Source organism: Rhizobium sp. FG96 (genome assembly GCF_057808655.1).
The window spans coordinates 139,359-160,536 of the sequence record NZ_JBMDIL010000014.1 but is presented as its reverse complement, the minus strand read 5'-3'; the positions used below and the strand labels follow the sequence as shown (position 1 = coordinate 160,536).

Here is a 21,178-nt window from a genome sequence, read left to right as displayed (position 1 = left end):
TTGTTGCCCGGCTCAATGAGGCGATGGATCGCACGCTATTGCAATTCAGCCTTTTGCATTAGCCTACCAATGCGCGCATAGGCGGCTGCGTTTTATGCAACCGCCGCGCTTGGCTTTCCCGCCCTCATGACGGCCAGCAGCCCGGCAAGACTGATGAGTACGATCGCCGTGCCATAGATATCCGTCGTCAGCGCATAGCCGATCGATTTCGCCAGGAAACCGGCCAGAATGGCGGGTAGGCTGAAGGCGAGATAGCTCTGGATGTAGAAGGCAGACAGCAGGCCGGCCCGCTCGTCGGCCCTGGCAAGCGGCATGATCGAGCCGACCGAACCCATGAAATTGACGCCGAAGCCGATGCCGGTCAGCAGCGTACCGGCGAGCAGCACCGGAACATTGGCGAGATGCACGCCCGCGACGACGGTCAGAATACCCGCAGTCGTTGCCGAAACACCGAAGCGAAGATTGGCCCTCGGCGCCTGCGCACGGCGCAGATAGACGGCGATTGCGCCGGAGATCATCAGCGCGGTGACGACAGCGCCACCCGTCAGCGGCGCATGGCTGCCGGTTGTTGAGACGACGAGCGAGGGCACGAGCGACAGATAGAAGCCGCCGAGCGTCCAGTTGGCGATGTTGATCGGTGTTATCAGCGCCAGCGTCCGCTTTACCTGCGGCGGTACGGCGATCCGCGGTTTCAGCGAGGCGAGCATGCCCGGCCGCTTGCCGCCGGTCTCCGGCGTCAGCCAGATCGCGACAGCCTGGATCGCGAAGCCGATCAGCAGCAGCGCATAGACGAGGTGCAGCGGGAAGGGGCCGTATTGGATCAGCGCGCTGGTGCCGATCGCGCCGACAGCCATGCCCGAAAGCGGCGCCAGCGAATTGACGAGCTGCCCGCGGGCGCGGTCGACATCGACGAGTGCCGCCCCGATCGAGGCGCCGGCAATGCCGGTGGCAAGGCCCTGGACGATGCGGGCGGCGATCAGCCAGCCGGGGCCGTTGGCGACGGTGAACAACCCCATGGCGGCGATCTCCAGCATGAGCGCCGTAAAGATCACCGGCTTGCGGCCGAGATGGTCGGAAATCGAACCGGCAATCAACAGCGCCGTCAGCAGCGCGAAGGCATAGACGGCGAAGACGACGGTGATCATCACCGGCGAGACGGAGAAGCTCTCCTGATAGATGCGATAGAGCGGCGTCGGCGCCGCCGACGCGCCGAAGAAGGTGGCAAGCGTCACGGCATGAAAGGCGATCGGATTGCGGGCTGCGGCATCCGCTTCACTGGATTTGCGATCCGAGACCATCTATATACCCCTTAAAGCTAAATCGTTGCGTTTGCCTCATGTAGGGCGGTGCGATGCCAAAAGCAAATAATTTGCGTTTATGGCTCTATGAGAATCGTTGAACCATCGGCGCCGGGGCAGGAAAGGCAGGGTAAGAGAGATGGCAGGCAGGGAAGGCCCGCGTCCGGGCGGCAGAAGCGCAAGGGTTCAGGCATCGGTGCACAAGGCCGTGCAGGATCTCCTGGCAAAGATGGATCGCGCCGAGATCACCGTGCCGCTGATTGCCACCGAGGCCGGCGTCACGCCCTCGACGATCTACCGCCGCTGGGGCGATCTGCGCGAACTGCTGGCAGACGTCGCCGTCGAGCGCCTGCGGCCGGACATGCAGCCGGTCGACACCGGCAATGCCCAGCGCGACCTGCAGCAATGGGCGGAGCAATATGCCGAGGAAATGGCCTCCGGCCCCGGACGCCAGATGATCCGCGATACGCTTGCCTCCATCGAGGCCGCGGGCGCGCAGCAATGCTGCGATTTCACCCGCCAGCAGATCGGCGTGATCGCCGCCCGCGCCGCCCGCCGCGGCGAGGCTTTTCCGGATATCGAGCATGTGCTGGATCGGGTCGTCGCGCCGATCATCTACCGCATCCTCTTCGACACGTCCCTAGGGCCGGAGCGCGTCTCGGCACTGGTGGAAGACATGATGAAATCTATTCCGCCGCGGCCCGCTTCTGCCCTGAAATCTGCGTGATGAAGGCGCGCAGCGCTGCCGGGCGCACCGGCTTGTGCTGCACGGCAATGCCGTAGCGCTCCGCCTCGGCGCGGATTTCGAGCGTCCGGTCGGCAGTCAGCAGCAGGGCCGGGAGCTCGGCTCCGAAACGCTGCCGGAGATCGAGAATGGCGGCAATGCCGGTTCCATCGTCGAGATGGTAATCGGCGATAACCAGATCGGGCGCCGCCGAGCGGAAATCGGCGACCTCCGCAAGCGAGGCCAGCGATTGCACCTCGCAACCCCATCCGGATATCAGGAGCCGCATCCCCTCGAGGATCTTCGGCTCGTTGTCGATGCAGAGGATGTTGAGACCGCGCAGCGTCTGCGTCTGACGTTCAGCCGTAACGGCGGCGACAGGCGCGCTCCCTGCCTTCGTCACGTCGAGCGGCATGACGATGCGGAAATCCGTGCCCTTGCCATGCGTCGAATGCAGCTCGACCGGATGGTTCAGAACACGGGCGATGCGATCGACGATCGACAGGCCAAGCCCAAGCCCGGTCGCCGTCTTGGCACCTTCGTCGAGACGCGCGAATTCCTTGAAGACGGTGCGGAATTTTGAGGGCGGAATGCCGATGCCGGAATCCATCACCTGGATCACCACCTTGTCGCCACGCCGTCTGACCCCGACCAGCACCTTGCCCGTCAGGGTGTATTTGATCGCGTTCGAGACGAGGTTCTGCACGAGACGGCGCAGAAGATTGGGGTCGGAGCGCACCCGCAGCGTCGTCGGCATGACCGTAAGCTTGAGCTTCTTCTCACGCGCAATCGGCGCAAAGTCGGTCTCGATGCGTTGAAGCAGGTCGGAGAGCGGCACCGTCGTCAGCCGCGGCCGCATGGCGCCGGTATCGAGCCGCGAGATATCGAGCACGGCGCCGAGAATGGTCTCGACGGATTCCAGCGCCGAGTCGATGTTGCGCACGATCGGCCCGTTGTCCGACTGCGCCATCCGCTCCACCAGCGCCGAGGAATAGAGCCGCGCCGCATTCAACGGCTGCAGAATGTCGTGGCCGGCGGCGGCGAAAAAGCGCGTCTTGCCGATGTTGGCCTCGTCGGCGGCGGCCCGCGCTTCGCCAAGCTCGTGGTTCACTCGCGTCAGTTCTACGGTGCGCTCGGCAACGCGCTGCTCCAGCGTCTCGTTCGCCTGCTTCAGCGCCTGGTCTGCGGCAACGCGCTGGGTGATATCGGTGAAGGTCGCGACGATGCCCTTGTCGGGCATGGCGTTGGAGCGCACTTCGATGATCCGCTCGCCGCCGCCGAGCACCAGCGAGAAGGGCTTGTCGAGTGTCTGGAAGTGGCGAACGGTCTGCACCAGATCGGCGGGCGCGATATCGCCGCGCTGGCCGAGAATGGCGACGATCTCCGACAGCGGAAAGCCGACACGTCCGGCATCTTCGGGCAGGTCCAGCAGCTGGCGGAAGCGCCGGTTCCAGATCGTCAGCTGGTTGGAGCTGTCGAAAACGGCGATGCCCTGGTCCATCTGCGAGAGCGCCGTCTGCAGCATGTCCTGGTTATATTGCAGCGCCTCGCTCGCCTGGTCGAGCAGCCAGGCGGTGTCAGAAGAGGCATCCTCAATCTTCTGCAGGATCAGCGAGAGCACCAGCCGTGCCGAGGACGAGCCGATGGCGCTGCCGAGCAGCTGTTCGGTGAAGTGGATCAGCGCCATGTCGGCCGGCTGGTCGTCTTCGAGCTTGCGGCCGGAGCTCTGCTCATAGGTCGCGAGCGAACGCTGCATCCGCTCCTCGCCGAGATAGCGGGCAATCGCCGCCTTCAGGTCGCCGACGCTGATCCGCGTCTTCCAGCCGCGCGTCGCAAACTGCGAGCGCGACTGGCGCTTGACGAAGATGCCCGCCTGGATGCGCTCCAGCGGCCGCGCATTGCGCGTCATCGACCCGACGATGAAGAAGGCGGTGTTGACGAGCAGGCTCATCGCCGTGGCATTGACGAGAGGATCGGCATCCGGAGCGGTGAAAACCGTCGTGCCGGGGAACAGGAAGCCCAGGAAGCCGCTGGCGATATAGGAATAGTCAGGCCCGCCGAGCGAGGGCAGGAACAGCAGATAGAACCAGATGACGAAGCCGGAAGTCAGGCCGAGGATCGCGCCCTGCGCATTTGCCCGCCGCCAGATGAGACCGCCGAACAGTGCCGGCGCGATCTGGCCGATTGCCGCAAAGGAGAGCAGGCCGATCGACGCGAGCCCCGCCGTGCTGTCGGTCGAGCGGTAATAGGCATAGCCAAGCAGCAGCACGGCGAAGATCGCGCTGCGGCGGATATTGAGGAGCGTCTTGGCGAAATCGTCACGCTGGCTGGCGCGCCCGGCAAGCTTCCGCCGCAGGAAGATCGGCATGATGATGTCGTTCGACACCATGATCGACAGCGCCACGGAATCGACGATCACCATCGCCGTTGCCGCCGAGAAGCCGCCGATGAAGGTGATCAGCGAGACGACCGGCATCTGGCCTGCGAGAGGTAGCGACAGCACATAGAGGTCGGCATTGCCGGCGCCGCCAAAGGTCAGCAGCCCGCCGATTGCCACAGGCAGCACGAAGAGATTGATAGCGATGAGATAGAGCGGGAACAGGTAGCCCGCGAGCTTCAGCTGCTTCGCCGTCCGGTTTTCGACGACCGTCACATGGAATTGCCGCGGCAGCATGATGATCGCGAAGGCCGAGAGCAGCGTCAGCACGATCCAGCGGCTGATCGGCGTCTGGTACTCCAGCGCCGCCGTCACCAGCGGGTTCGCCGCACTTTTCTCCCAGAGATCCATCGGCCCGTCGAACAGGAACCAGATGACACAGACCCCGGCCGTCAGAAAGGCGATCAGCTTGACGACGGATTCCATGGAAACCGCAAGAATCAGCCCGTCCTGATGTTCGGTCGCATCCGTGTGGCGGGTGCCGAACATCACGGCGAAGCAGGCAAGCACCAGAGTCACGATCAGCGGCAGGTCGAGGAAATAGAGATTGCCGCTGCCGATGCCGTAATCCTGCGGGTTGACGACGACCGATACCGTGCTCGAAATCGCCTTCAGCTGCAGCGCGATATAGGGGATGACGCCGACCAGCGATATCAACGCCACGATCGTCGCGACAGTTGAATTTTTCCCATAGCGCGCCGCGATGAAGTCGGCGACGGAAGTGAGCTTCTCGGCCTTGGCGAGTTCGATGATCCGCCTCAATACCGGCATGCCGAGCGTGAAGACGAGGATCGGGCCGATATAAATCCCCGCGAACTCGAGCCCGTGCTGGGAGGCGAGGCCGACGCCGCCGAAATAGGTCCAGGAGGTGCAGTAGATCGCCAGGCTCAGCGCATAGACAACAGGCCAGCCGCCCTCAAGAGTGCCGAGCCGGCGGCTCTTGCGGTCGCCATAGCTTGCGACGGCAAACAGCAGAAGCATGTAGCCGAAGGCAGAAGCAATGATCACCCAACCCGGAAGCATCGATCCTCCACCGGCGTGTCATGCGCCGGTTCTCCCTGATGCAAGCGAGATTAGGTGAAATCCCCCACTTTGGAAATTGGGGTGATCTAGGCATTAAGTCCAAGACGTAGGAAGCGGTGATTATTCAAAATTAACAATTGAATAATTGTGGCGGAGATGTAGCTAATTAACGCACGGACTGTCAGTGAGAGCACTTCAGAGGGAGACAGATCGGATGCTCAACGAATTCAAAGCGTTTATTGCCCGCGGTAACGTCATGGACCTGGCGGTCGGTGTCATTATCGGTGGCGCTTTCGGCGGTATCGTCAAGTCGCTTGTCGACGATATCATCATGCCTATCGTTGGCGCCATCTTTGGTGGCTTCGACTTCTCCAACTACTTCATCGGCCTGTCGTCGGCTGTCAATGCACCGACGCTGGCTGCCGCCCGTGCCCAGGGCGCCGTCTTCGCCTACGGTAACTTCATCACCGTCGTCATCAACTTCATGATCCTCGCCTGGATCATCTTCCTGATGGTCAAGGGCGTGAACACGCTGCGCAAGCAGGTCGAGCGCAACGAGGAGAAGGCCGCCGAAGCTGCGCCGCCGCCGGCCGATGTCGCGCTTCTCACGGAAATCCGCGATCTCCTGGCCAAGCGCCCGGCCTGATCCGGGGCATTTGAGCCCTGCTTTCCGGCAGGGCTCAATCCATCACGAAAATCGATGTGACATCACGCATTCTCATTGGGATTTGCGCCGGGTTTTGTTCTATGAAGGCCAAAACCGGAGTCCTTCATGTCGATCGTCAATAGCCTCAGCCCGCGCGCCATCACGGCACCCGAAAGCGGGATCGTCGAAGTCGTCAATTATGCCCGCGGCCGCGAAGGCCTGCTGCCCCTTTGGGTCGGCGAGGGCGATCTGCCGACCCCCGATTTCATCAGCAAGGCGGCGATGGATGCGCTGGCGGCCGGCGAGACCTTCTACACCTGGCAGCGCGGCATCCCGGAGCTTCGCCAGGCGCTCTCGGATTACTATGCCCGCCACTTCGGCGTGACGCTGTCTCCTGAACATTTCTATGTCACCGGCTCGGGCATGCAGGCGATCCAGATCGCCGTGCAGGCGATGACCTCGCCCGGCGACGAGATCGTCTATCTGACCCCCGCCTGGCCGAATATCGCGGCAGCACTTGAAATCGCCGGTGCCCGCTCTGTCGGTGTCGAGCTGCAGTTCGAAGGCGGCACATGGGCTGTCGATCTCGACCGCATCGAAGCGGCCATCACCCCGAAGACCAAAGGCCTCTTCGTCAACACGCCGTCGAACCCGACGGGCTGGACAGCGACGAAGCAGGATCTGAAACAGATCCTTGAGATCGCCCGCAAGCACGGCCTCTGGATCATGGCCGACGAGATCTACGCCCGTTACTTCTATGCCGGCGGCCGCGCGCCCTCGTTCTTCGATGTCATGGAGCCCGGCGACAAGATCTTCTTCGTCAATTCCTTCTCGAAGAACTGGTCGATGACCGGCTGGCGCGTCGGCTGGATCGTTGGCCCGCCGGAAACCGGCCAGGTGCTGGAAAACCTGATCCAGTATTCGACCTCGGGTGTGGCGCAGTTCATGCAGAAGGGCGCGGTCGCGGCGCTCAACCACGGCGACGATTTCGTCGCCGCCAACGTCCGCAAGGCCACCGAAGCCCGCGATATCCTCTGCGACGCCCTGATTGCCACCAATCGCGTCGAGACCTTGAAGCCGGACGGCGCGCTCTATGCGTTCCTGAAGATCGACGGCGTCACCGACAGCCGCAAGGCGGCGCTCGATATCGTCGACAAGACCGGCGTCGGCCTGGCGCCCGGTGCGGCCTTCGGCGCTGGCGGCGAGCTCTTCCTGCGCGCCTGCTTCCTGCGCGATCCGGCTCAGGTGCGCATCGCCGCCGAGCGTCTTTGCGACTACATCATGAGCCGCTGAATACCGCATGCCCGGCTCCTTCAGCCGGGCATCTGCCCCGGATTCGGCCGGTTCGATAAAATTGTAGCGAAAGCCGAAATCGGCCTCTAACCACACCCGCAAACTTACCCGCCGGAACGGCCCAAAACGGGCCTTTGATAAGAAAATCCGAAAGGGAAAATCCGTCTGATGCCCCTGTGCGACAAAACAGGGAATGCGGGACATGGCAATCTTGGTGACGGGCGGTGCTGGCTATATCGGCAGCCATATGGTCTGGACACTGCTGGAGGCAGGTGAGGACGTCGTCGTTCTAGACCGCCTGTCGACGGGCTTCCGCTGGGCGGTGGCGCCGGCGGCTCGCTTCTACCTCGGCGATGTCGCAGACCCCGAGATCCTGCGGACCATCTTCATCGAGAACGATATCGAGGCGATCATCCATTTCGCCGGTTCGGCCGTCGTGCCGGTGTCGGTCGCCGATCCGCTCTCCTATTACGACAACAATTCCGGCAAGACCCGCGCGCTGCTAAGCGCCTCGATCGACGCCGGTGTCCGCCATTTCGTCTTCTCGTCGACCGCTGCCGTCTATGGCCCGCAGAAGACGTCGGATCCGGTCAAGGAAACCGCGACCCTCAATCCTGAAAATCCCTACGGCCAGTCGAAGCTGATGACCGAGTTCATGCTGCGCGATGCCGCTGCAGCCTATGATTTCAACTATGTGGCACTGCGCTATTTCAACGTCGCCGGAGCCGACCCGCAGGGCCGCGCCGGCCAGTCCACCAATGGCGCCACGCATCTGATCAAGGTCGCCTGCGAAGCCGCTCTCGGCAAGCGCGACGGCGTCAGCGTCTACGGCGTCGATTACCCGACCCATGACGGCACCGGCGTGCGCGACTATATCCACGTCACCGATCTCGCCGATGCGCACCTGAAGGCGCTGCAGCACCTGCGCCAAGGCAAGGGCTCGCTGGTCGCCAATTGCGGCTATGGTTTCGGCTATTCGGTTCTCGACGTTCTGAACATGGTGACCCGCGTTCACGGCCACTCCTTCAAGATCCACATGGCACCACGCCGCCCCGGCGATTCCGCGAGTGTCGTCGCCGACGCAACCTTGGCGCGCCGCGTGCTCGGCTGGGTGCCGCAGCATGATGCGCTCGAAACCATCGTGCGCAGCGCGCTCGACTGGGAACTGGAGCTGATGCATCGCCGCGTCGGCGATCTGCAGGGCATCTACCGCGAACTGGCTGCCGCGTCGTTCTGATCGCGCTAACACGGCATTTACCATCCGCGGCGGGATAGCCGTGCGAAAACAGCGAAACTAAGAAAAAATCAAGCTTTCTCTGGCTGTTCTGTAGCCAAGGGAAAAGGGACAATGAAAAGCTTCATCGCTTCGCTACGGCTGCAAAAAGACAACCCGAAGTTCTTGATGGCACAGTTTCAGGCTCTGTCGACACAGATCCCGATTCTCTATGTCCTGCTGATCATCAACGCGCTCTCCGTCGCGATCACCCATATCAAGACCGCGCCGCTCTGGCTGGCGCTCTATATTCCGACCGGCCTCAGCGTCGTCTGCCTCTTCCGTCTCTGTTGGTGGGAAATCAACGGCAAGGAAAACGTCACCCCCGAGCGCGCTTACAAGCTGATGCGCTTCACGATCGTCGGCTCGTGCATCCTGACGGTTGCCTTCGGCTTCTGGGCAGTGGCGCTCTATAGCTATGGCAATGCGTTTCAGCAGGGCCAGATCGCCTACTTCCTCGTCGTGACCGGCATTTCCTGCATCTTCTGTCTCATGCACCTGCCGATCGCGGCTGCAATCACCACCGTCATCACTTTCACCGCGATGGCGCTGACCTTCCTGTCCTCGGGCAATCCGGTTTTCATCGCCACTGCCGTTAGCGGCCTGTTCCTGATCCTGCCGTTCCTCAGGGTGATCAACAGCTACTTCCAGAACTTCGCCGGTCTCGTGCAGATGACCGAGGAGCTGGAAAAGAAGCAGGCCGAAGCCGAAGAGCTCAATCTCGTGAACAGCCGCAACGCGCTGCAGGACCAGCTGACCGGCCTTGCCAACCGCCGCAGCTTCTTCCTGTCGCTCGAGCGTCTGCTGCAGCAGAACCCGAACGAGCCGCCTGTCATCGGCATCATCGATCTCGACGGCTTCAAGCCGGTCAACGACGTCTTCGGCCATTCGGCAGGCGATCTCGTGCTGAAGGAAACCGCCCGCCGCTTTGCCGCGCTTGCCGGCAGCGAAGCGGTCGTCTCGCGTCTCGGCGGCGACGAATTCGGCCTCATCTTCCCGCAGGGCATCAGCCGCAAGGATGTCGCCGATCTCGGCCACGCCCTCTGCGCCTCCGTGCACGAAGCCTTCGAAATCCCCGATGGCTCGGTCCGGGTGTCGGCCTCCTGCGGCATCGTCTATCCCGAGGATCGCGATTCCACCGCCGAAGACCTCTATGAGAAGGCGGACTTCGCCCTCTATCAGGTCAAGAGCAAGCGCCGCGGCGGCGTCGAGTTCTTCTCTTCGGAGCACGAGAAGATCCTCAACCAGCGCTATCAGATCGAGCTCGAACTGCAGGCCAACGATTTCTCCAGCGAATTGTCGTTGGAATACCAGCCGATCATCGAGCTGAAGAGCGGCCGTGTTGTCGGCTATGAGGCGCTTGCGCGCTGGGATAGCGCCCGCTTCGGCCGCATCAGCCCGGATGCCTTCATCCCCGCCGCCGAGCGCACCGCCGTCATCGGCCGCATGACCCGCGTGCTGTTCGGCCAGGCGCTCGATGCGCTGAAGCAAATCCCCGATCATCTCTGCCTGTCGTTCAATCTCTCGGCCCGCGACATCTGCGACCACGAGACCTCGATGAACCTGCTCGCGATGATCCACCGCTCCGGCGTCGATCCGAAACGCATCGAGTTCGAAATCACCGAGACGGCGCTGCTGTCGGACTTCGATACCGCCGACCAGGTGATCGGCCTGCTGCGCGCCGCCGGCATTTCGATCGCGCTCGATGATTTCGGCACCGGCTTCTCAAGCCTCAGCCATATCCACCGCCTGGCCTTCGACAAGCTGAAGATCGACAAGACCTTCGTGATGAATTTCGATCGCGATGTCCGCTCGATGAACATCACCCGCTCGGTCGCCAATCTCTGCCAGAACCTCGGCATCGCCTCGGTCGCCGAAGGTGTCGAGAGCGAGGAAATCGCCGACGGCCTGCGCGCCATGGGCGTCCGGCTGGCCCAGGGTTACCACTTCTCCAGGCCGCTGAAACTCAACGCCGCGATCGACTATGCGCTCCAGCGCGACGCCATGACGATGGCTCACGAACCGCTCCACGCGCTGCTTCCGTATTGATCCCCACTGGAACGAAGTGCCCTGCCTGTCTATTGATTAGCTGATCAAGGAGGCGCGGCACACCATGCACAAGAACAGCGACCGGGAAGTCTTCATCGAAAAGCGCGGCAGCGCCGGCATTGTCCGCCTCAATCGCCCCAAGGCCCTGAACAGCTTGACGCTGCCGATGGTGCGCATGCTGGATGCTGCATTTGACGAATTCGAGGATGACTCTGACGTCGCAACCGTGGTCGTGACAGGCGAGGGCGAGCGCGGCTTCTGCGCCGGCGGCGATATCCGCGCTCTGCATCAGAGCGGTCTTTCCGGATCCGAGGATGCTGAAGCCTTCTGGCGCGAGGAGTTCGCGCTCAATCATCGCATCGCCCACTTCCCGAAACCCTATGTCGCGGTCATGGATGGCATCACCATGGGCGGCGGTGTCGGCCTCTCGGCGCATGGCCGCCACCGGGTCGTGACCGAGCGCACCCGGCTTGCCATGCCGGAAACCGGCATCGGCTACTTCCCGGATGTCGGCGCGACTTGGCTGCTGCCGCGCATGCCGGGCGAAACCGGCACATGGGCTGGCCTCACAGGTCTTGAAATGAACGCCACCGACGCGCTCTATGCCGGTCTCGCCGACGTCAAGATCGCCTCCGGCCGCTTGCCAGAGATGATCGATGCACTGGCCCGCATGCCGCTCGGATCGTCTTCGACCGCGGTCGATGCGCTGCTGAAGCATCTCGCCATCCACCCGCATGCCGGCCACCTGCAGCATAACCGCGATGTGATCGACCGCGCCTTCGGCTTCGACAGCGTCGAGGAGGTTATCGCTGCCCTGGAGGCGGAGGAGGGTGAGTTTGCCGCCGAGACCCGCGCCACCATCCTCAAGCGCTCGCCGACCAGCCTCAAGGTGACGCTGAGGCTGCTGCGACAGGGAAGAGCGAGTGCCGATCTCGCCGAATGCCTGAACCGCGAGCTCGCCGCCTGCATGCAGATCCTGAAGGCACCGGATTTCTACGAAGGTGTGCGCGCCGCCGTCATCGACAAGGACCGCAATCCGAAATGGAAACCGGCCGAACTTGCCGCCGTCAGCCCGGAAGCCATTGAACCGTTTTTCGGCAGTGTCAAACCTCTGGCGCTTTAGGCGGTCCTAGCGCCACATGCCGCGCATGCGCGCGCCCACATCGATCCGCACCTGACGCGCGTGCTGGCTGGCCGCCGTCTCGGCCTTGGCCTGTTGCCAGCCGCAGACTTCGAAGAACTGCAGAAGCGTCGCCGGGATGAAGCGGGTGCGGGCAGCATAGACGTGACGGTCGCCCTGGGCATTCTGCCCATGGGTGAAGAAGCGCTGCGGCACGACGAGATCGAGATTGTCCTTCGCCCGCGTCATCGCGACATAGAGGAGCCGCCGCTCCTCCTCGATTTCGGCGCTGGTGCCGACAGCGAGGTCGGAGGGAATGCAGCCGTCCACGACGTTCAGCATGAACACCTTGGTCCATTCCTGCCCCTTGGCCGAATGGATGGTGGAGAGGATCAGATAATCCTCGTCCAGCAGCGGTACCCCGGCCTGATCGCTGGTCGCATCCGGCGGATCGAGCGTCAGCTCCGTCAGGAAGCGCTCGCGGGAAGGATAGCCTGCGGCGATCTGCTCGAGCTGTAGCAGGTCGGCCTGGCGCGTCGAGGCGTCCTCATGCAGCCGTTCCAGATGCGGCTGGTACCATTCCCGCACGAGCCCGATCTCGGCCGGCCATCCCGCCTTGCCGGTCTTCAGCTCCTGCATCACGGACACGAAGGCCGTCCAGTCATCGCCGGAACGCGGCGGTGCGGCCAGTTCGGCAAGCGCTTGAATCGGGCTCGGATCGGCCGCCATATGATCCAGCGTCTTCTGCGCCGTCGAGGGCCCGACACCGGGCAGGATCTGCATCAGCCGGAAGCCGGCGACGCGATCGCGCGGATTGAGCGCAAAGCGCAGTGCGGCCAGCATGTCCTTCACATGGGCGCTGTCCAGAAACTTCAGCCCGCCGAATTTGACGAAGGGAATGTTCCGCCGGGTGAGCTCCACTTCCAACGCGCCGCTGTGATGCGAGGCGCGAAACAGCACCGCCTGGCTCTTCAGCTTCACGCCTTCTTCGCGGTTCTCCAGCACCTTGTCGGCAACGAAGCGCGCCTGATCCGCCTCGTCGCGCACGGTGACGAGGCGCGGCCGCTCGGCAGACTGCCGCTCCGTCCAGAGGTTCTTGGTGAAGCGTTCCGAGGCGAGATCGATGACCGCATTGGCGGCGGCGAGGATCGGCTGCGTCGAGCGGTAATTGCGGTCGAGCGTGACGATATTGGCGGCTGGCGTGAACGAGGCCGGAAAGTCGAGAATGTTGCGTACCGTTGCGGCGCGGAAGGAATAGATCGACTGTGCATCGTCGCCGACGACGGTCAGTCCCTGCCCATCCGGCTTCAGCGCCAGCAGGATCGAGGACTGCAGCCGGTTGGTATCCTGATATTCGTCGACGAGCACATGGTCGAAGCGGCTGCCGATATCCTCGGCAATCATCGGCTCGGCCACCATCTGCGCCCAGTAGAGCAGCAGGTCGTCGTAATCGAGAACATTCTGCGCCTGCTTGGCCTCGACATAGGCGCCGAAGAGTTCGCGCAGTTGGTGCTCCCAGGTCGCGCACCAGGGAAAGGCATCGCGCAAGACGAGCGGCAGCTCGCCTTCGGAATTGACGACGCGCGAATAGATCGCCAGGCATGTGCCCTTGGTCGGAAAGCGGTTCTCGGTCTTCGAGAAACCGAGATCGTGGCGCACGATGTTCATCAGGTCGGCGCTGTCTTCCCGGTCGTGGATCGTGAAGGCCGGATCGACGCCGATCTGCTCGGCATAATCGCGCAGCAACCGCGCGCCGATGCCGTGGAAGGTGCCGCTCCAGGCCAGCGCATCCGCCATGATGCCCGAATTGGCGCCGAGCACTTCGGCACAGATGCGCTCGACGCGCCGCGCCATCTCGGAGGCCGCCCGGCGCGAAAAGGTCATCAGCAGGATGCGGCGCGGATCGGCGCCCTTGACGATCAGATGCGCGACGCGATGGGCCAGCGTGTTGGTCTTGCCGGAACCGGCGCCCGCAATGACGAGCAGCGGGCCTGCGACATGGCTGCCCTCGGTAAGGGTTCCGTGTTCCACGGCCATGCGCTGTTGCGGGTTGAGCTTTTCGAGATACATCCAGCCGTCCGGTTGGCGCCCGCGCGCTTGGCGTCACGGACTATGAGACGTTCCTTGAATGTTCTTGATAGTGATTCCTGTCAAGCGCGGTCAGTAAACGAAGTCTGAAACCACTTCCTGGCGCGTCAGCTTCAATGTCCGGTCCGGCTGCAGGATATAGGTCTCCTGCACCTTCTGGCCGCTGGAATTGTAGAAGCTGTTATAGACATAGCTGCCGGGCGGCGACTTCGTCAGCTTCGAGCGCGCCGGCCCGCCATAGGTGAGGCTTCCCGGGATCGGCGTTGGCCCGGCGCTATCGGCAGCGCTGCAGGCCACCAGCATGGCGGCGGCGGTGAAAACCGGAACGATGACCTTGAACATGAAAGCTGCCCCTATTTCGACCCATCATTGATATGGCGCCAAAAATCCGCTTCGCCAAGTAGAGCGCGCCGAAATTTGCGGGGGCAAGACCGGGGCGCTACTTAGGCTCCGGCTGCTGGATGGTCTTTTGCGGCGTGTCGTCCTGGCTGCCGCCCTGTTCGAAGGGCTTGATGACGAGGATACTCAGAATGGAAGCGACCATGAGCGCGATGATGATCAGCATCAGTGTTTTCATGATTAATTCTACTTCGTCCGGCCATGCTGTTCTCAACCTTATTGAACAGCGCCGCTGCCCGAAAAGTTCCGGCAAGTGCGCACGAAAACGTGCGAAGAAAAGCGGGGAACCAAAGCTGCCCTTCACGGGTTGATTGGGCGGATTTCAACGCTGGAGATAGTCATGAGGACCTGCATCCGTCTGGGGGTTCCAGCCCTTTTTATTGCAAGTGCCGCTTTCGCCATTCCCGCATCCGCCGCTCTCGAAACCGATGTCGATTATTACTCGGCCCTGCCGCAGGACCAGATGGCGCTGAACGAATATAGCGGCACCGTCGCCTGCCCGCAGCCCGAATCCCACTACGTGCCGTCCTTCATCCGCGCTCCCGACGGAACAATCATCGGTGTCGGCTATCTGGAAATGGACAGCCAGAGCGACGCCGGCTGTTAACGCATGAAATTCTTGAAGTATTGCCAGAATATCGGTTGTGCGAGGCTCGTCTGCATAGTGCAGAGGGTGACGAGCCTCTGACCATCATCATGATGGCTGCAGATGTTCTATTGATGCACAACGTGAGGGCGCAACGGCAATACTTGGGCTATCCCGCGCCAGATTCCCCCACGGTTAAGCGAAAATTAACGGCCATCCCGTTCCGGCACGGCGCCGGCAAAACCGCATTCAGCGATATCAGTCCGCATAACCTTGCGACCGTTTCCGGCCAGCGAGCCATGCCCGACTGCGGGCTCGGCTCGCCCGGCGGGACGTTTAGTGAAGCTTGAGCTTCGCCTCTTCCGCAGCCGCCACGAACTCCATCCGCGCTTCCTCGGCCGTCTTGCGGCCATCGAGTGCAGCACGGCAGGTACTGCGGGCCTTGAGGTAGCGCAACCCGCGCGCGGCGGGCCAGAGATCGGCAAGGCACTTCAATGCATCGAACGGACCGTTCACGGTACGGGCATCGGTATCTTCGAAACCCACCTTGACCGGACTATCCCATCTTTCAGTTGCCATAGGCGTATTCCTCCAGTGTTTACGCCAAAACGCGCAGCCAGCCCCTCGCGTTCCTCCCGCAGTGCCGCTGCATGAGGGTATTTTAGCGGGTTATTTTGGCGGGGCAATGGGGGAGTGTGGGGTGAGGCGATGCAACGGATGCATCATATAGGGGTAGCGATCAGGTCGTGCAGCACCTTGGTAATTGGCCCGGCGGAAGCCGGGCCTTCAATACTTTACCAGATTGCGAGATATTTCAGCAGCGACACGATACCGATGATGATCACGATAATCTGCACGATCTGACGTGTGCGGCCATCGATCGGCAGGCGTTGAACTAAGTACAATACGAGAATGATGACGAGAAACGTGATCAGAATACCGATCAGTATCGAAGCACCCATTTATCCCCACTCCTATCAAAAAAGCCTTTCGGCGACAGGGAGTTAACTATGGGACAGCAAGTCAAAGAAAAGGGGGAGGCCTGAAACTTGATAAGTTGCCTCGCTGGTGCGATGCCGTCATTCATGCTGGTGTCGGCACATGCTAGTCCAATATTGGACGGCGGGTATGAACAGGAAACCGCGTAGATTATATGATGAAAACTGGTGCTGCCGAGTGGGATTGAACCACCGACCTCACCCTTACCAAGGGTGTGCTCTACCACTGAGCTACGGCAGCAGGACCAGGAACGCTTCGAGCCGTTGGGCTGTGTTGCGTGGACGGGGCGCCTATTGCCACAGGTTCTTGACAAGCGCAAGCCGCAATTTCCAACTTCGCGTGGATTAACGACGAAGCTCTTTTGACAAGGGCGGGAATCCGGTAAGCAGAACACATGGAAGACAATAGCGAAAAGCCTGTAAACGGCCGCAAGGCGGCGATCGAAGAGCAGGCCCGGCTCCGGCGGGAGCGGGCTGCAGAAAAACTTCGGGAAAATCTTTCCCGGCGCAAACAGCAGACCCGGGCGCGCCGTTCCGGCGAGGCAGATCAGACGATCGGCCTGCCTGCCGCAAAAATGGACGAATCGTAATGTTGGCTCCGCGGCGAATTGAAGCGTCGCGGGAATTCGTCTAAAGACCCCCATCCCTTTTAAAGGCAGAACTTTCAGGAAAGGCGGGCGCAGCCCGTAAGCCCCCATGGATCGTATCAGAATTGTCGGCGGGAATGAGCTGAATGGCATCATCCCGATTTCCGGCGCCAAGAATGCCGCACTGCCGCTGATGATCGCCTCGCTCTTGACCAGCGACACGCTGACCCTCGAAAACGTGCCGCATCTGGCCGATGTCGAGCTGCTCATGCGCATTCTCGGCAATCATGGCGTCGACGTTGCCGTCAATGGCCGCCGCGAGCGCCAGGACGATGCCTATTCCCGCACGATCCATTTCACCTGCCGCACCATCGTCGATACGACCGCCCCCTATGAGCTGGTCTCGAAGATGCGCGCATCCTTCTGGGTCATCGGTCCGCTTCTGGCGCGCGAGGGACAGTGCCGCGTTTCGCTGCCGGGCGGTTGCGCCATCGGCACGCGTCCGGTCGATCTCTTCCTTGAGGGCCTGACGGCGCTCGGCGCCAATCTCGAGATCGATGGCGGCTATATCAACGCCACAGCCCCGAAGGGCGGCCTGATCGGCGCCAAGTACACCTTCCCGAAGGTTTCCGTCGGCGCCACCCACGTCATGATGATGGCGGCAACGCTTGCCCGCGGCACGACGGTGATCGGCAATGCCGCCCGCGAGCCCGAAGTCGTCGATCTCGCCAACTGCCTGATCGCCATGGGCGCCAAGATCACCGGTGCCGGCACCTCGACCATCACCATCGAAGGCGTTCAGTCGCTCTCCGGCGCCCGCCACCGCGTTCTGCCGGACCGTATCGAGACCGGCACCTATGCCATGGCTGTCGCCATGACCGGCGGTGACGTCGTTCTCGAAAACACCGACATGGCGCTGCTCGAAACCGCTTTCGAAACCCTGCGCCGCGCCGGCGCCGACGTCTCGGCCACCAATAGCGGCGTGCGCATCAAGCGCAATGGCGCCGGCATCAAGCCCGTCGACGTCGTCACCGATCCCTTCCCGGGCTTCCCGACCGACCTGCAGGCGCAGTTCATGGCGCTGATGACCCGCTCGTCCGGCGTCTCCCATGTCACCGAAACCATCTTCGAAAACCGCTTCATGCACGTGCAGGAGCTTGCCCGACTCGGCGCCAAGATCTCGCTGTCCGGCCAGACGGCGAAGATCGAAGGCGTTCCGCGCCTGAAGGGCGCACCGGTCATGGCAACCGATCTGCGCGCCTCCGTGTCGCTCGTCATCGCCGGTCTCGCGGCTGAAGGCGAGACCATGGTGTCGCGTGTCTATCACCTCGACCGCGGCTTCGAGCGTCTCGAAGAAAAGCTCACGCGCTGCGGCGCGATCGTCGAGCGCGTCAGCGAATAAGGGAAGGGCGGTTTCCGCCCTTTTATCCCCCGGCAATGCGGCCGCGCCGCATTGCCGCTTGGGAGTTGCGCATTGCCGCGCGGCGTCCTATTTCCCTTGTCTAGCGCATCGTCATACTGGCGATGCGGCATCATCGACCGGGGGTACAGCCTGCATGACCGATCTGAAGCTTCTTGCACTCGACAGTGAAGACCTCGCCGTGGTCTCCGCGCATCTGCAGGACGCCGTTTTCAAGGTCGGCGACATCGCCTGGTCGCCCAAGGATGCGCAGTTTGCTTTCGCGGCAAACCGCTTCGTCTGGGAAGAGGCGAATGGCAAGCGCAAGGGCTTCGAGCGCCGCCGCGCCGCCCTCGTCTTCAAGCGCGTTCTTGCGGTCCGCTCCACCGGCATCGACCGCAAGCGCCGCGACGAAGTGTTGTCGCTTCTCTCCGTCGTCTTCGAGCCGAAGGGCGAGGGTCCTGAAGGCACGATCGAAATCACGCTGTCGGGTGCCGCCGAGATCGTTCTCGATGTCGAATGCATCGAAGTTCAGCTTGCAGATATCGGCGGGGCATGGGAAACCGCCTCCAAGCCGCGCCATCCCGGCGCGTAACGATCTTTTCTGCGCTGTTTGGCGTTTAGCGTTGGTTTGGAAGGGAATTGAGCGTGGCAATCTGGCTTGATCAGGCATCCGAAGGTTTCGAGCAGCGTTTCGCCGCGTTCCTGACGACCAAGCGCGAGGTCTCCGAAGACGTCAACATCGCGGTGCGTGCCATCATCGATGACGTGCGCGCCCGCGGCGATGTCGCCCTTGCTGAATATTCGAAGAAATTCGACGGAATCGATTATGCCAAGGTGCCGATGCGCGTCACCGAGGCCGAGATCGACGCTGCCGTCGAGGCAGTTCCGGCCGAAGTGCTGGGCGCGCTGAAGGTCGCCGCCGTCCGCATCGAATCCCATCACGCCCGCCAGCTGCCGAAAGACGATATTTACGAAGACGCCATGGGCGTCGGCCTCGGTTCGCGCTGGACGGCAATCGAAGCCGTCGGCCTCTATGTTCCCGGCGGTACCGCAAGCTATCCCAGTTCGGTGCTGATGAATGCCGTTCCGGCCAAGGTCGCGGGTGTCGATCGCATCGTCATCGCCGTTCCGGCAACCGGCGGCGTCGTCAACCCGGCGGTACTGGCTGCGGCGAAGCTCGCAGGCGTCTCCGAAATCTACCGTGTCGGCGGCGCGCAGGCGATCGCCGCACTTGCCTATGGCACGGAAACCATCGCGCCCGTCGCCAAGATCACTGGCCCCGGCAATGCCTATGTCGCCGCCGCCAAGCGCCATGTGTTCGGTACTGTTGGTATCGATATGATCGCCGGCCCCTCCGAAGTGCTTGTTATTGCCGACAAGGACAACAATCCGGACTGGATCGCCGCCGATCTGCTGGCCCAGGCCGAACATGACGCGAGCTCGCAGGCGATCCTCGCCACCGATGATGCGGACTTCGCCAAGGCCGTCGAAGCCGCCGTCGAGCGCCAGTTGAAGACGCTGAACCGCGCCGAGACCGCTGCCGCCAGCTGGCGCGATTTCGGCGCGATCATCCTCGTCAAGGACCTGAAGGACGCCGTCCCGCTCGCAAACCGCATCGCGCCCGAGCATCTGGAGCTCGCAACCGCAGATCCGGACGCGCTGCTCGATGGCATCCGCAATGCCGGTGCGATCTTCATCGGCGCGCATACGCCTGAAGTGATCGGCGATTATGTCGGCGGCTCGAACCACGTTCTGCCGACGGCGCGTTCGGCGCGCTTCTCTTCCGGCCTCTCGGTTCTCGATTTCGTCAAGCGCACCTCGATCCTGCGCCTCGGCCCGCAGCAGCTGCGCGAGCTCGGCCCGGCGGCGATCGCGCTTGCGGTTTCCGAAGGCCTCGATGCCCACGCGCGATCGGTCGCGATCCGCCTCAATCTCGAAAGGTGAGGCATGGCGAAGGGCGACTTCCGGCTTTCTGATGTCGTCCTCGACGACACGATCGGCCGTTCGACGCCCGATGTCGAACACGAGCGCGCCGTCGCGATCTTCGATCTGATCGAGGAAAACACCTTCGAGCCTGCCGGTCACCCGGGCGGGCCGTACAAGCTCAACATCTCGCTTGTCGATAGCAAGCTGGTCTTCGTCATCAAGACGGAGGAGGGCGGCGATGTCGCGACTCATATCCTCTCGCTGACGCCGTTCCGTCGCATCGTGAAGGACTACTTCATGATCTGCGAGAGCTATTACGAAGCGATCCGCTCGGCCTCGCCCAGTCGCATCGAGGCGATCGATATGGGCCGCCGCGGCATCCATAACGAGGGCTCGCAGACGCTGAAGGACAGGCTGAAGGGCAAGATCGACGTCGATTTCGACACGGCGCGCCGCATCTTCACGCTGGTCTGCGTGCTCTACTGGCGCGGATGACCGGGATGGAGCCCGCTCCGCTCACCGCAGAAGGCAAGGCCCCGGGCGCGATCCTCTTCATGTGCGGCATGAACGCCATCCGCTCGCCGATGGCCGAAGCGATTGCCCGCAGTGTGCTGCCGTCAAATGCCTATATACGCTCTGCAGGCGTTCGCGCCGGCGAGCGCGATCCCTTCGTCGATACGGTGCTCGAGGAGATCGGCCTGTCGCTCGGCCGCCACCTGCCGAAGACGCTGGACGAGCTCGAAGACGATTATTTCGATCTCATCATCACGCTGTCGCCGCAGGCCCACCACGCCGCTCTGGAACTGACGCGCGCCAACGCCGTTGAAGTGATGTATTGGCCGACCATGGATCCGACCGGCGAAACCGGTAGTCGCGACCAGATTCTCGATGCCTATAGAGAGGTGCGGGATCACATATCGGCGCTGATCGAGAGCCGGCTACTCAGGCGAAGTGGCATCGCCGCGCAGTCGGCGTGAACAAAAGGAAGAAAGCCCAATCAATTAGGTTCACAAATGACCCTTGATTGTGTAGTTTCCGCGCAAATTTTGAGGCGGCCCAGGTCCGCCATCTCAACCGACAGGAAGAAAAGCCTTATATGCCTAAAGAAGAAGTCCTTGAATTTCCGGGTATCGTGACCGAACTTCTGCCGAACGCGACCTTCCGCGTGAAGCTTGAGAACGATCACGAAATCATCGCCCACACCGCCGGCCGCATGCGCAAGAACCGCATTCGCGTTCTGGCTGGTGACAAGGTTCTTGTGGAAATGACCCCGTACGACCTCACCAAGGGCCGTATTACCTACCGTTTCAAGTAAGCTTGGGCCGCAAG

At 62.3% G+C, this 21,178-nt stretch carries 21 protein-coding genes and 1 tRNA gene; 14 read left to right on the top strand and 8 right to left on the bottom strand.

Translation table 11 applies throughout. The features are described 5' to 3' along the window. Positions 1-92: 92 nt before the first annotated feature. Positions 93-1,298 (bottom strand): MFS transporter, encoded by a 1,206-nt coding sequence (locus ACODR6_RS25155; RefSeq protein ID WP_489025027.1) that lies wholly within the window; start codon positions 1,296-1,298, stop codon positions 93-95. A gap of 139 nt (positions 1,299-1,437) precedes the next feature. Between ACODR6_RS25155 and ACODR6_RS25150 the strand changes: the two genes are divergently transcribed. Further along, the gene (locus tag ACODR6_RS25150) at positions 1,438-2,025 is read left to right on the top strand and encodes a TetR/AcrR family transcriptional regulator (RefSeq protein ID WP_489025025.1); all 588 of its coding nucleotides are present in this window, start codon (positions 1,438-1,440) and stop codon (positions 2,023-2,025) included. On the opposite strand, the gene ACODR6_RS25145 is transcribed toward ACODR6_RS25150, so the two are convergent. Continuing rightward, positions 1,985-5,482 (bottom strand): hybrid sensor histidine kinase/response regulator, encoded by a 3,498-nt coding sequence (locus ACODR6_RS25145; RefSeq protein ID WP_489025023.1) that lies wholly within the window; start codon positions 5,480-5,482, stop codon positions 1,985-1,987. The genes ACODR6_RS25150 and ACODR6_RS25145 overlap by 41 nt on opposite strands. A gap of 214 nt (positions 5,483-5,696) precedes the next feature. On the opposite strand from ACODR6_RS25145, the gene mscL reads away from it, so the two are divergent. The 5 genes from mscL to ACODR6_RS25120 all read left to right on the top strand — a co-directional run bounded on the left by mscL (position 5,697) and on the right by ACODR6_RS25120 (position 11,866). Beyond that, positions 5,697-6,128, top strand: coding sequence for a large conductance mechanosensitive channel protein MscL (gene mscL, locus ACODR6_RS25140; RefSeq protein WP_112713422.1), 432 nt, complete (start codon positions 5,697-5,699; stop codon positions 6,126-6,128). Between the two features lie 126 nt (positions 6,129-6,254). Further along, positions 6,255-7,421 carry a pyridoxal phosphate-dependent aminotransferase gene (locus tag ACODR6_RS25135; protein WP_449098380.1) on the top strand — a complete coding sequence of 389 codons (1,167 nt, stop codon included), beginning with the start codon at positions 6,255-6,257 and terminating at the stop codon, positions 7,419-7,421. Positions 7,422-7,623: 202 nt separating this feature from the next. Continuing rightward, positions 7,624-8,658, top strand: a complete 1,035-nt coding sequence (gene galE, locus ACODR6_RS25130) for a UDP-glucose 4-epimerase GalE (protein WP_489025021.1) — start codon at positions 7,624-7,626, stop codon at positions 8,656-8,658. A gap of 111 nt (positions 8,659-8,769) precedes the next feature. Continuing rightward, entirely contained in the window at positions 8,770-10,743 is a 1,974-nt protein-coding gene (locus tag ACODR6_RS25125) for a putative bifunctional diguanylate cyclase/phosphodiesterase (RefSeq protein WP_203429605.1), read from the top strand. 64 nt (positions 10,744-10,807) lie between these two features. Then, positions 10,808-11,866 carry an enoyl-CoA hydratase/isomerase family protein gene (locus ACODR6_RS25120; protein WP_489025018.1) on the top strand — a complete coding sequence of 353 codons (1,059 nt, stop codon included), beginning with the start codon at positions 10,808-10,810 and terminating at the stop codon, positions 11,864-11,866. Between the two features lie 6 nt (positions 11,867-11,872). Here the strand turns inward: ACODR6_RS25120 and ACODR6_RS25115 are convergent, their stop codons facing one another. From ACODR6_RS25115 to ACODR6_RS25105, 3 genes are all read right to left on the bottom strand, one after another. Continuing rightward, positions 11,873-13,933: an ATP-dependent helicase gene (locus ACODR6_RS25115; protein WP_489025016.1), complete on the bottom strand. Its 2,061-nt coding sequence runs from the start codon at positions 13,931-13,933 to the stop codon at positions 11,873-11,875. A 90-nt stretch (positions 13,934-14,023) separates the two neighbouring features. Next, positions 14,024-14,254, bottom strand: coding sequence for a hypothetical protein (locus ACODR6_RS25110; RefSeq protein WP_246777543.1), 231 nt, complete (start codon positions 14,252-14,254; stop codon positions 14,024-14,026). A 136-nt stretch (positions 14,255-14,390) separates the two neighbouring features. After that, positions 14,391-14,528, bottom strand: coding sequence for a hypothetical protein (locus ACODR6_RS25105; RefSeq protein WP_162708636.1), 138 nt, complete (start codon positions 14,526-14,528; stop codon positions 14,391-14,393). Positions 14,529-14,690: 162 nt separating this feature from the next. On the opposite strand from ACODR6_RS25105, the gene ACODR6_RS25100 reads away from it, so the two are divergent. Next, positions 14,691-14,957, top strand: coding sequence for a hypothetical protein (locus tag ACODR6_RS25100; RefSeq protein WP_112713410.1), 267 nt, complete (start codon positions 14,691-14,693; stop codon positions 14,955-14,957). 315 nt (positions 14,958-15,272) lie between these two features. Here the strand turns inward: ACODR6_RS25100 and ACODR6_RS25095 are convergent, their stop codons facing one another. The 3 genes from ACODR6_RS25095 to ACODR6_RS25085 form a co-directional block, all read right to left on the bottom strand. Beyond that, positions 15,273-15,515 carry a DUF982 domain-containing protein gene (locus ACODR6_RS25095; protein ID WP_199626167.1) on the bottom strand — a complete coding sequence of 81 codons (243 nt, stop codon included), beginning with the start codon at positions 15,513-15,515 and terminating at the stop codon, positions 15,273-15,275. A gap of 215 nt (positions 15,516-15,730) precedes the next feature. Next, positions 15,731-15,898 (bottom strand): Thivi_2564 family membrane protein, encoded by a 168-nt coding sequence (locus tag ACODR6_RS25090; protein ID WP_489025014.1) that lies wholly within the window; start codon positions 15,896-15,898, stop codon positions 15,731-15,733. Between the two features lie 202 nt (positions 15,899-16,100). After that, positions 16,101-16,175, bottom strand: a tRNA-Thr gene (locus ACODR6_RS25085). A gap of 154 nt (positions 16,176-16,329) precedes the next feature. On the opposite strand from ACODR6_RS25085, the gene ACODR6_RS25080 reads away from it, so the two are divergent. The 7 genes from ACODR6_RS25080 (at position 16,330) to infA (ending at position 21,164) form a co-directional block, all read left to right on the top strand. Further along, on the top strand, positions 16,330-16,524 hold the full coding sequence (locus ACODR6_RS25080; RefSeq protein ID WP_130279080.1) for a hypothetical protein: 195 nt from the start codon (positions 16,330-16,332) through the stop codon (positions 16,522-16,524). Between the two features lie 106 nt (positions 16,525-16,630). Then, a complete protein-coding gene (gene murA, locus ACODR6_RS25075; RefSeq protein WP_413710971.1) occupies positions 16,631-17,923 on the top strand; it encodes a UDP-N-acetylglucosamine 1-carboxyvinyltransferase in 1,293 nt (430 codons plus the stop codon). Between the two features lie 154 nt (positions 17,924-18,077). Then, entirely contained in the window at positions 18,078-18,515 is a 438-nt protein-coding gene (locus tag ACODR6_RS25070) for a DUF2948 family protein (RefSeq protein ID WP_112713398.1), read from the top strand. A gap of 53 nt (positions 18,516-18,568) precedes the next feature. After that, complete coding sequence (gene hisD / locus ACODR6_RS25065; RefSeq protein ID WP_489025012.1) at positions 18,569-19,867, top strand: histidinol dehydrogenase; 1,299 nt, start codon at positions 18,569-18,571, stop codon at positions 19,865-19,867. A 3-nt stretch (positions 19,868-19,870) separates the two neighbouring features. Next, positions 19,871-20,344, top strand: coding sequence for a UPF0262 family protein (locus ACODR6_RS25060; RefSeq protein ID WP_112713396.1), 474 nt, complete (start codon positions 19,871-19,873; stop codon positions 20,342-20,344). Continuing rightward, the gene (locus tag ACODR6_RS25055; RefSeq protein ID WP_489025010.1) at positions 20,341-20,826 is read left to right on the top strand and encodes an arsenate-mycothiol transferase ArsC; all 486 of its coding nucleotides are present in this window, start codon (positions 20,341-20,343) and stop codon (positions 20,824-20,826) included. The genes ACODR6_RS25060 and ACODR6_RS25055 overlap by 4 nt, the downstream gene beginning before the upstream one ends. Positions 20,827-20,945: 119 nt before the next feature. Next, positions 20,946-21,164: a translation initiation factor IF-1 gene (gene infA / locus ACODR6_RS25050; protein ID WP_112713392.1), complete on the top strand. Its 219-nt coding sequence runs from the start codon at positions 20,946-20,948 to the stop codon at positions 21,162-21,164. The last annotated feature ends 14 nt before the right edge of the window (positions 21,165-21,178 follow it).